Source organism: Rhodococcus artemisiae (assembly GCF_036327795.1).
Lineage (GTDB): Bacteria > Actinomycetota > Actinomycetes > Mycobacteriales > Mycobacteriaceae > Rhodococcus > Rhodococcus artemisiae.
The window spans coordinates 1-9961 of sequence record NZ_JAUTXY010000037.1 but is presented as its reverse complement, the minus strand read 5'-3'; the positions used below and the strand labels follow the sequence as shown (position 1 = coordinate 9961).

The 9961-nt window shown below is 67.9% G+C and carries 13 protein-coding genes and 1 pseudogene; 10 read left to right on the top strand and 4 right to left on the bottom strand.

The annotated features are described in order from the left end of the window. From Q7514_RS32960 to Q7514_RS32935, 6 genes and pseudogenes are all read left to right on the top strand, one after another. Positions 1–248 (top strand): annotated as a pseudogene (locus Q7514_RS32960) (flavoprotein); the annotation flags it as partial. 6 nt (positions 249–254) lie between these two features. After that, the gene (locus Q7514_RS32955) at positions 255–1496 is read left to right on the top strand and encodes an MFS transporter (RefSeq protein WP_330137370.1); all 1242 of its coding nucleotides are present in this window, start codon (positions 255–257) and stop codon (positions 1494–1496) included. Next, on the top strand, positions 1493–2569 hold the full coding sequence (locus Q7514_RS32950) for a flavin-containing monooxygenase (protein ID WP_330137369.1): 1077 nt from the start codon (positions 1493–1495) through the stop codon (positions 2567–2569). Before Q7514_RS32955 ends, Q7514_RS32950 begins: the two co-directional genes overlap by 4 nt. A 227-nt stretch (positions 2570–2796) precedes the next feature. Next, positions 2797–2979 (top strand): hypothetical protein, encoded by a 183-nt coding sequence (locus tag Q7514_RS32945; RefSeq protein WP_330137368.1) that lies wholly within the window; start codon positions 2797–2799, stop codon positions 2977–2979. A gap of 309 nt (positions 2980–3288) precedes the next feature. Beyond that, positions 3289–3828: a DinB family protein gene (locus tag Q7514_RS32940; RefSeq protein ID WP_330137367.1), complete on the top strand. Its 540-nt coding sequence runs from the start codon at positions 3289–3291 to the stop codon at positions 3826–3828. 414 nt (positions 3829–4242) lie between these two features. Further along, a complete protein-coding gene (locus tag Q7514_RS32935; RefSeq protein WP_330137366.1) occupies positions 4243–4917 on the top strand; it encodes an Abi family protein in 675 nt (224 codons plus the stop codon). Between the two features lie 658 nt (positions 4918–5575). On the opposite strand, the gene Q7514_RS32930 is transcribed toward Q7514_RS32935, so the two are convergent. The 4 genes from Q7514_RS32930 to Q7514_RS32915 all read right to left on the bottom strand — a co-directional run bounded on the left by Q7514_RS32930 (position 5576) and on the right by Q7514_RS32915 (position 7273). After that, complete coding sequence (locus Q7514_RS32930) at positions 5576–5776, bottom strand: hypothetical protein (RefSeq protein ID WP_330137365.1); 201 nt, start codon at positions 5774–5776, stop codon at positions 5576–5578. A gap of 14 nt (positions 5777–5790) precedes the next feature. Further along, positions 5791–6222 carry a hypothetical protein gene (locus tag Q7514_RS32925; protein ID WP_330137364.1) on the bottom strand — a complete coding sequence of 144 codons (432 nt, stop codon included), beginning with the start codon at positions 6220–6222 and terminating at the stop codon, positions 5791–5793. A gap of 92 nt (positions 6223–6314) precedes the next feature. After that, on the bottom strand, positions 6315–6698 hold the full coding sequence (locus tag Q7514_RS32920) for a hypothetical protein (protein ID WP_330137363.1): 384 nt from the start codon (positions 6696–6698) through the stop codon (positions 6315–6317). 35 nt (positions 6699–6733) lie between these two features. Further along, positions 6734–7273, bottom strand: coding sequence for a DnaB-like helicase N-terminal domain-containing protein (locus Q7514_RS32915; protein ID WP_330137362.1), 540 nt, complete (start codon positions 7271–7273; stop codon positions 6734–6736). Between the two features lie 148 nt (positions 7274–7421). On the opposite strand from Q7514_RS32915, the gene Q7514_RS32910 reads away from it, so the two are divergent. The 4 genes from Q7514_RS32910 (at position 7422) to Q7514_RS32895 (ending at position 9834) form a co-directional block, all read left to right on the top strand. After that, positions 7422–8021, top strand: a complete 600-nt coding sequence (locus tag Q7514_RS32910) for a hypothetical protein (RefSeq protein ID WP_330137361.1) — start codon at positions 7422–7424, stop codon at positions 8019–8021. 219 nt (positions 8022–8240) lie between these two features. Beyond that, a complete protein-coding gene (locus tag Q7514_RS32905) occupies positions 8241–8699 on the top strand; it encodes a hypothetical protein (RefSeq protein ID WP_330137360.1) in 459 nt (152 codons plus the stop codon). Positions 8700–8731: 32 nt separating this feature from the next. Continuing rightward, positions 8732–9460 carry a hypothetical protein gene (locus Q7514_RS32900; protein ID WP_330137359.1) on the top strand — a complete coding sequence of 243 codons (729 nt, stop codon included), beginning with the start codon at positions 8732–8734 and terminating at the stop codon, positions 9458–9460. 191 nt (positions 9461–9651) lie between these two features. Then, positions 9652–9834 (top strand): hypothetical protein, encoded by a 183-nt coding sequence (locus tag Q7514_RS32895; protein ID WP_330137358.1) that lies wholly within the window; start codon positions 9652–9654, stop codon positions 9832–9834. Positions 9835–9961: the final 127 nt, after the last annotated feature.

Sequence of the window (9961 nt, the reverse complement as noted above, 5' to 3'; positions counted from 1 at the left end):
AGAGCTACGGGCGGGCCCCGACGTTCCTGGCGATGACCGGCTACGAGCAGGTCCGCAGCATCGCCGCCGCCCTGGCCGGTGATCATGATGCCGCCGCCCGCGTCGAGCTGACCCTGCCCGAGACGGGGGTGTGCGGCGGCGCCGGGGTGTTCGACGACCCGACCGCCGACACCGCCGAGGCAGCGGGTGGGTGCTGCGGCACCCCCGAGCCGCAGTTGGTCACCCTCTCCGCCCGCACCGGCGGATAACACCCGGTGACCGACACGCCGACCCTCCGCCCGCAGCCCGGCGCCCTCACCGGGGCCGGGCTGCGGCGGGTGCTGGCAGTGCTGTGCCTGACCGAGATCACCAGCTGGGGCATCCTGTACTACGCATTCCCGGTCCTGTCGGTCTCGATCTCTACCGACACCGGCTGGTCGCCCACGGCGATCACCGCGGCGTTCTCGCTCGGTCAACTCGCCACCGCCGCAGCCGGCATCCCGGTCGGGCGCATCCTCGACCGAGTCGGACCGCGCACGATCATGACCGCCGGCTCGATCCTCGCGGTCCCCGCCCTGGTCCTGATCGCGCTCGCCCCCACCCTGCCGGTGTTCTACGCCGGGTGGCTGCTGGCCGGCACCGCGATGGGCGCGGTGCTCTACCCACCAGCGTTCGCCGCACTGACCCGCTGGTACGGCGACCGCTCCGTCCACGCCCTGATGATCCTGACCCTCGCCGCGGGACTGGCCAGCACCATCTTCGCCCCGTTGACCTCGATGATCGATCAGCAGTCGGACTGGCGCACCACCTACCTGATCCTCGCGGTGATCCTCGCCGCGATCACGATCCCCGGGCACTGGTGGGGACTGCGCGGATCCTGGCCCGCCGCGACCCCACCGGCGAACGGCACCGCGCAGCTCGGGCACCGCGAGATCGCCCGCAGCCCCGCATTCCTCGCACTGGTGACCGCGTTGGCTCTCGGTGCGTTCACCGCCTTCGCCGGGGTGTTCAACCTGGTGCCGTTGCTGCTCGAACAGGGCTTCTCCCCATCCGTGGCGGCGCTGACGCTCGGACTCGGCGGCGCCGGACAGGTGCTCGGCCGCCTCGGCTATTTGACCCTGATCGCCCGCACCAGCGTCCGCAGCCGCATCGTGGTAATCCTGGCCGGCACCGCGGCAACCACCGCACTGCTCGGCGTGGTGACCACGGCCGCAGCGTTGATCGGCGCGGCGATCGGCGCCGGCTTGGTGCGCGGATTATTCACCTTGATCCAGGCCACCGCCATCACCGACCGGTGGGGCTCGACCCATTACGGGCGTCTCGGGGGGCTGATGTCCGCCCCGATCGTGGTGGTCATGGCGTTGGCGCCGTGGGCGGGAACCGCCTTGGCGTCGGCGACCGGCAGCTACGCCACCGCTTACCTCGTCCTCGCGGTGGTCGCCGTGATCGCCGCGCTCCTCGCGGTCGCGTCCGTGCCGCGGCTGACCACCACCGGCACTCTCGAAGGAACCTCATGACCGACTATGACGCTCTCGTTGTCGGCGGTGGCCAGTCCGGCCTCGCTGCCGCCCACGCCCTCTCTGCTCGTGGCCTGCGCACCGGGCTGCTCGAAGCCGGCGACGAGCCGGTCGGGGCCTGGCCGCACTACTACGACAGCCTCACCCTGTTCTCCCCGGCGAAATACAGCGCCCTACCGGGCCTGGCGTTTCCCGGCGACCCGCAGCGCTATCCGCGGCGCAACGAGGTGATCGACTACCTGCGCCGCTACGCCGCCGGACTCGACGTCGACATCGTGACCGGCGCCCGCGTCGAGACCGTCACCTGCGAGCGGGGCGCCTACACCGCCCACACCGCAGCCCGGAACAGTGTCACCGCGCCGATCCTGATCGCGGCCACCGGCTGCTTCGGATCCCCGAATATCCCACCGCTGCCGGGTCTGGACACGTTCGGCGGCACGGTGCTGCACACGAGCGACTACCGCGACCCTGCTGCACTGACGGGCCAGAACGTGGTGGTGGTCGGTGCCGGTAATTCCGCGGTGCAGATCGCCACCGAACTCGCCGAGGTCGCCTCCGTGACCCTGGCCAGCCGCCGACCGCCGAAGTTCATGCCGCAGCGTCCGTTCGGACGTGATGTGCATTTCTGGCTCACGGTCACCGGGCTCGACCGGGCCCCCGTCGGGCGATGGTTGCGTACTCCGCCGACCCAGCAGGTCCTCGACACCGGCCGCTACCGCGGCGCCCTGGCCAGCGGTAACCCGCGGCCGCGGCCGCTGTTCACCGGCCTCGACGACCGCCGGGTGTTCTGGCCCGATGGCGCCGCCACCACCGCCGACATTCTCGTGCTGGGCACCGGTTATCGCCCGCACCTGCCCTATCTGACCGGTCTCGGCGCCCTCGACGAGACGGGCCGGCCTCGGCACCGGCAGGGCGTCTCCACCACGTGTCCGGGACTGGGGTTTGTCGGTCTCGAATGGCAGCGCAGTCTGTCGTCGGCGTCGTTGCGGGGTGTCGGCCGCGACGCCGGCCGGGTCGCTGATCGTGTGGTCGCTGCCGTCCGGTCCCGCCGCATATTGCCCATCGGTCCCTGACCGGTGCTGCGTCCCTGCGTGGCCGGCAATGGCGGCATCATGGAAGGCGCACCGCCCGCCCCCTCTGGGGGCGGGTTTACCTTTTCTCGTGCGTTCCGTTCGCCGGTCCCGGGCAGTGGGCGGCGTGTCTGCCGCCCCATGCCTGTATCCGCGGTTACCGTCTGCCTATATGAGAACCCGCGTCGTCGAACGGGTTCCGGCCCGACACGACCGCGGGAGCGGCGCTGATGGACATGGACGAACACCTGCATCAACTGGCGTGGCAACTCCAGCACAACGGACACGACTGGAGTGAGGTCGCTGCTGAGCTCGGCTGCGACGAAACCGTCGCGCGAGCCATGGCCGACCGGTATCTCGCCGACACCGAGTCTCGGGCACAGAAGGACCAGTTCTCGCTGTTCGATCTCTGAGCGGCGCACGTCATTCCGAGTCTTCTGCTGCTAGACCAGCCGTCCGATGCTCGCGACACGGTGATCCGCACCCCCTGCGGGCAGATACTTCCGACGTGGCGTCTCGACGCTGCACGGTGAAACCCACCCGTGCTGAGCGAAGCAGAGGTAGTCGGTCGGTGGCGATCACGCGACGGGTTCGACGGGGACGCAATATCGATTCCCGACACGAGACCGCATCCGGCCGGCAGTTGTGGAGGCCGTATGGGAGGAGAAGTCTTGAATCGACGACCACCGAGTGCCGGTGGCTTCCTGGGCAGGTGATGGACCATGGACCGCGCTGAACGGGTGGATAGGGCCGCCATCGCTGGTGAGCTCGAACGCACCCGTGTGCAACTGCACCGGCTTCTCGCCGATGCTTCCGATACCTCGTTGCGGCGCCGGTCGGCGGGGACACGGTGGACCAACGAGCAACTGCTGTTCCACATGGTCTTCGGGTACATGGTGGTGGCGGCGCTGCTGCCGTTGGTGCGGGTGGTCAGCCGACTACCGGCCGGGGTGGGGCGTCGATTCGCCCAGGTCCTCGATGCCGGTACGCGGCCCTTCGATGTGGTGAACTACTACGGGTCGTGTGCTGCGGCGCTGGTGTTCAACCGGGACCGGATGGGTGCGAAAGCCGATCGGGTCATCGGTGCGCTGAGCCGCCGGCTGCACCGTGAATCGGAGCAGGCGTTGGCACGGGGCATGTTCTTCCCGGTGCGCTGGGACCCGTTCTTCACCGACTACATGACCATCGGTGAGCTGTACCGGTATCCCACCAAACACTTCGATTTCCACGAACAACAACTCACCCTCGATCGTCCGCGCTGATCCAGTATCCTCGGCCCGCAACATCCGAGTCACGCAGCTACCCTTCGGCGCGTGCAACTCGAAGACGAGATCCTCGAAGGCGCAGCCCAGGCAATGAGCGCCGACGAACTCGCCGCCACGATCGGCAGCCCTACAACGCCCACGAACGTGAACTCTTCATCGCCGACGACACCGCCGAGCGTTCCCGTCATGCCAGTGCGCGGTCGGCGATGTCGACAAGGCAGTGGAGCGTGCGGGCGGTGTCGACTACTCGACTGCCTTTGTCAGCAGGTGGGAAAGAAAGAGAAGGGACAGGAAAGCCCCAGGTCAGCGAGGCTGAATACTGGGGCTTCCAAACCTGAGCCGAAGCGACATGGCGAACCAGCGGTCATCGACGGCTTACGATGCCCACAGTGTATCGGCGAAGGAGGATGGTTGGCAACCAGCGGTGACGCCTGGGTCGAGCAGTGGCTCAGCAACGACAGATTCGCACTCTACGTGCGCAAATCCGGCGGTAACCGCATTCGGGCGCTGGCGCTGTACGAGTGGAACGCAAAGCTCAGCGCAGCCTTCCTCCACGACCTCAACCACTTCGAGGTCGCCCTGCGCAATGCCTACGACGCGCAGCTTGTCGCCGCCACGGCTGCCGGTGACAAGCACTGGACCGACAAAATCACGGCCCGGCAGCTGTTTCCCGAGCACCTACGCACCGATCACAGGGGGAAGAGCAAGGACGCGAACCGCATCCCTATCGACAAGATCGAGCAGGCACGCAGAGCGGCAGGGAAACAGCCGACCCCCGGGAAGGTGATCGCCGAGCTGACGTTCGGGTTCTGGACCTACATGACCTCAGACATTCACGAGAAGACTCTTTGGGTTCCCTACCTGCACAAAGCGTTCCCCCCGAATGCCAACCGCTCCAAGATCCACAGCACCTTGGGAGATCTACGGGAGTTCCGGAACCGCGTCGCCCACCACGAACCCATCTTCGAAGCACCCGAAGCCCGGCGTCGTCAACTCGTCTTCGCCATGCGTCAGATTCGCCCCGAAGCGCTCGATCACTTCACCACACACAGTGAAGTCTCCTCAATTCTCGCGAAGCGGCCCTGAATCAGGGCACTCCGTGCAGATACGGACACGATCGCATCTCTTCACGGCACCCCTCGAGCTCTTAACCGAGAACATTCCCAGAGGGATGCGTTCCAGCCGACCGAAGTCGCATCCTGCGCATGAGCAGATTGCCCCCGTTTCGGCGATCCATCCATCAGGAATTGCGGTAGCCGCGACGCTTCCCGAGCACCCGTTTCCGGGGCTCCGCCGCGGCTACCGCATTCCAGTGTATAGAACACATGTTCCCCAAGAGGGTTCAGGCTATGGGAACATGTGTGCGAAAATGAAGAGATGGCCCCCAGCCAGGAGTTGGCGCCTCAAACCTGTCCGAACGGCCACAGACTCGGCCCAAACTTGATCTTGGTGGGATGGTGTCCGTGCACGTGCGCCACCGCCGTGACTTCGGCGGGAGGGTTGGGGCACAGGACATTTGAGTGCCGGAAGTGTTCTGTCATCATCTACCGACCACCGCATGTCGGCCCGGTATGGCAGGGCGTGCAGTGGCCACGCGGCGACGACGTCGGTCAGGTCGAGGCGTAGAAACCCGGTCAGCGATGCGGGGGACGTCCCGAACTTCTCGGGGCGTCTGGACAGCTCGCCGGTCACGCCCCCTGTTCTCGGTGGCCACCAGCATGCGGAGAACCCTTCAGCACACGGGTCAGCCGGCCTTGTCCGCGGTGTGCGCGGCCCGGATCGCGGCGCGCACACCGTCGATCAGCTGGTGCGCCTCATCGAGCTGCAACAGCAGCACCCGCTGCGCGTTGAGGCCGTCGTCGACCGCGAGGGTCACCGTGTCCGGCAGTTCGTTGCGGACGGTGATGGATCCGAAGTCGGTATCGATGATGCGGGGATCGGTCACGGGGCAGTCGTCCTTCATTCGGCGGTCTCGGACTTGGCGCTCTCGACCTGGGCCTGTTCGAGTTGGCTGATGCGACCACCCGTCAAACCCAGGACCGACCCGGTATCGCGGGTGGACAGGCCGGCCTGTCGACGCAGTGTGGCGATCAGCTCGAGCGTGGTGGCGCCGACCGACTCGGTGACCTTCTGGGCGCGTCGACGCTGCTCGTCGAGGTCGGCGAGCCGGTCGGTGACGTCGACGTCGCCGACGGCCACCCGAGTGCGGGTGACGGTGACCGCGGCGGGGTCGGCGCCGTCGTGGGTGCAGGCCAGGTCGCGGACACGGGCGTCGATGGCAGCGAAGTTCTTCTCGCGGAACGACCAGTCGGGCCGATCGTGCACGGTGACGGTCCACGCCTTGTCGTCGGTGTCGGCGCGCACGACGCTGATGGTGTAGTCGCTGCTCATCGGATCTGTCCTCGTCTTCGGGGGCTGCCGGGCCGGCGAGTGGACGCAGCGCCGGGGTCGCCCGTTGCTGCGTTCACCTGCCGCGCTCGACCCTACGGGCGCGCCGAGACGTCCCCGGAGAGCGACGCCAGCCCGGCCCTGGCGTCGCGGGCGATCACCTCGGACTCGTCGAAATCGGTAGGCCAATCGAGCACAGCCACGACCCCGTCGGTGTCGGCGCGGCGGGTGTAGCGCAGGAAATCGCCGTCCCACCGGTCGATCGCGGTGACCCACACCCGCTCCCCGGCGGCGTCGGAAGCGACGAGCACCCCGTCTTCGAGTCGCCACGACACCGGCGGCGTGGCGTGCGGGTGCGCGGCGACCTGGTGCGCCAGCGCGATGAGGACCTCGTCGCTCAGGCTCCGCGTGCGCAGGATCCGCTCCGGCCGCACGTGCGCCCCGGCGGTGGGATCGGCGGCGGGGTAGTTCACAGGCATTCGACATTCCTTCTCTCTTGTGCGGATCGGATGGTTCACAGTCCCGCAGCGCGCAGTGCAGCGAGGCGGACGGTGGCGGCGCGTTGGCGACGTCCGAGGTCGACCATGTGCTCGAACAGGTCGTTCTCGGGCAGGGTTTCGGCGGCCTCGGCGATCGCGAGTCCCGCATCACGGAAGCTGCGGCGATACGCGGCGGACGCGACGGCGCGGGCGTAGTAGCCCACACTCGCCCCATCGGCCCCGGCGGTGGTGGCGGCGACGAGAGCGCGGCGCAGCCGATCCCCGGCATACCCGCCGAGACGCCCGTCCTGCTCGAGACGGGCGGCGACCATCGCGGCGGTATGCGGACCGTCCTCGGCCACCAGTGCGGCGACGACGTCGAACAACTCGCGGTAGATCGGCAGGTGGAAGTCCTCGCCCCGCAGATGCGCGGTCACCTTCGTCGCGTCGGCCGGATGCGCCCACAGCAGCGCGCACACGCACTGTTCTTCGAGGTCTTCCATCGGATCGACCGCGAAATCATCCGGCCCGATCGGCTCGGACTCCGGCGCGGTCGTCTCGGCCCCCGTGTGCATACCCTCCCCCTCCGTCGTCGGTGTGATGACCCTGAATCTATGCCACCCACACCGGACTGTCAAGCGTGCTAATCAATTTTGATTCCAACACTTGACACGTCGGGGTGTGGATGGTCGACTGATCCCACCCGAGCGAAAGGAGCGCCCGATGCGCACCACCGAAGTCTTTGAGGCCGTGACGTTTCCGAACGCGAGCGAGATCCTGGTCCGACGCCGCTCAGCCCGCGGCGACATGAAGGTACTCGCCCGCATTCCGCGGAACACGGACACTCCTGCGCCGCTGCACGAAGCGATGATCACGGCCCTGCACCACAGCCGGTGGCAGGCCGTGAGCCCCACATTCCTCCTCCCCGGAGAGGAACACGGCACCGCCGCATCCGGCGTCAAGGTCGAGGTGGCGTCCCGCTACGAACACCCCGCCGACCCGGATGCCGCGATCGTCCCGCTCACCGAGGACCACCGCGAGGCACTGACCGACGAAGCGGTGCGCTCCTACACCCAGATCGACGAGCCGGTCGACGGACTCGACGACTACTCCACGGCCGCGGCCGGATCCCTGATCTGGGATGCCCGGCTACTTCCGATCCGCTTCACCGGCCACCGCGACCGGTGCGGCGATCTCGTGCGCGCCCACACCGTCGCCGACACCGGCCTGTGGACGCCGGCCGCCGATCGGGCCACCGACCTCGACAACCATGCGCTGACCGCGCGTGTCCTGTGGCAACTGATCCGCGAACTGTCGGACTGACCCACAACCCACACCGGCCTGTGGTGGGGGGGGATACAGCAACCATCCCCGCCCACCACTGGCCCGGACCGGATCCGCAGCGCCACCACCACAGCGCTGACCAGCACCGACCGCCGCGCTCTGCCTGTCGGCACCGGCCGGTAGCGTCCATGCTCGAACCAACCCAGGGACGGCACCGGCCCGTCGACCGAGGACACCCCACGACAAGGCAGGACGCTGATGACCACCGCACGCGAGGCGACACCGCTGCTGACCCTGCACCCAGGCCGCCTCGACCGAATCTCCCACCACTATCTCAACGACGGGCCCGCTCAGGCCGGGTACCTGCTGCTCCAAGAAGCGGTCGACCAGGGCGTCATCACCTGGGACCGCGCCGTCTGGGGCCGCCCCCTGTTCGGGGCCGGCATCAAGGGCGACCAGTTCGTCGTCAGCTACAACGTCAGCGGCGAGTTGTGGCTCTCCCGCGCCGCGAAAGTAGACATCCCCGACCCCGACACTGTCCCTCTCGACGAGGAGGACGTCGACTGGATCGAGCCGCTCCCATCGCTGCCCGACCCGACCCACCAGCGCGCCGAGTTCCTGCGCCTGGTCGTCGACGAGATCAACGACCTGCATATCGCCGCGACCCGCATGGTGGCCACCTGGCCCGGTGTCACCGGCACCCCGGCCCTACCCTGAATTTCCAGCATCGCCCGAGAGGACACCAGCGCATGCACAGCGGCACACCCAGTCCCTTACCCGGCCGAGTCGTCGACCGCGACAACCACGGCTGGTTTCTCACCGCCGACGCGGAGAGCCGATACGTCTACGTCCACATGCAGGGCGGCGCCACGCACACCTACACCGACCTCAGCGACGCCCACGGACCGGTGCGCCCGGTCGTGGCTCTCTCCAGAACTGACGCCGATGCGCTGCACGCCCTGCTCGCCCGTGCCGGACGTAAAGCCATCACGACTCTCGCGGCCGCGCTCGAGCTGGTCCATCATCGGTTGCGTGAGAGCCACGGTGGACTCGAACGGTATGCCGAGTCCGACGCCTACGCCCGCACCACATTGACCGCTGGACGCCCTGGATCGTGGGAATCGGAGCTGATCCACGAGGTGGTGTTGTTCGGCAACGGGCTCAACCTCGTCGACACGCCGGCCGGAGACGTCGCACAGCAACGCGCACACGGCCCGCACCGCCGTGTCGACGCTGGGGTGCGCGACGAGATCGCCGCGATCATCGAACGGTGGGTCACCGACCCGGCCGGCTACACCGAGGTCGCCGAGAACCTCGCCGGTCTCGTCTCAGGTTTCGCCGACGAGCAGTACGGGGCCGATGGCTGGACACGCATCGCCGACCAGTGGCTCGATCCCGCCGCCGCTGTGCACAACGCGGAGGCCGGCGTGCTGTACCGGCTGTTCTACTCCCGCAGCGCGCACTACGCATCCGTGTAGGGACCGTGCTGCCGCGCCGCCGCTTCGCGCCGGTTTGCCCTCGGATATCATCGACTCCCCTGCGTGGTCACGCACACTTCCTCGGCAGGTCGAGTGATTCCCTGACGGGTCGAAGGACGGCTCCCGACACCCCTCGGTCGGGGGCCGTCGCCCTTTTCGGTCCACTCGGATCCTGTGGTTATTCTCGGCGCGTGAACCTCGAAGACGACATCGTCGCAGCGGCAGCGGAAGCCATGAGCGACGACGAACTCGCCGACGCCATCGCGGTCCTGCACGCCCATGAACGAGAACTACTCATCGCCGACGACGTCGACCGCGCGTTCCGCGTCGGGGTAGCCGTAGCATCCGCCGGAAATCGGGCGGATTTGGCGTAGCCGACTGGTGGGCACGGGGTTTCGAGTTCGGCATGCGCTGTCGACTGGTTGGTGCTTGACTGCCGATGATGATGTTGGTCGGTGCTGGTGGAGGCTGGGGTCGTGGCGACGCGGATGTTCGCGGACG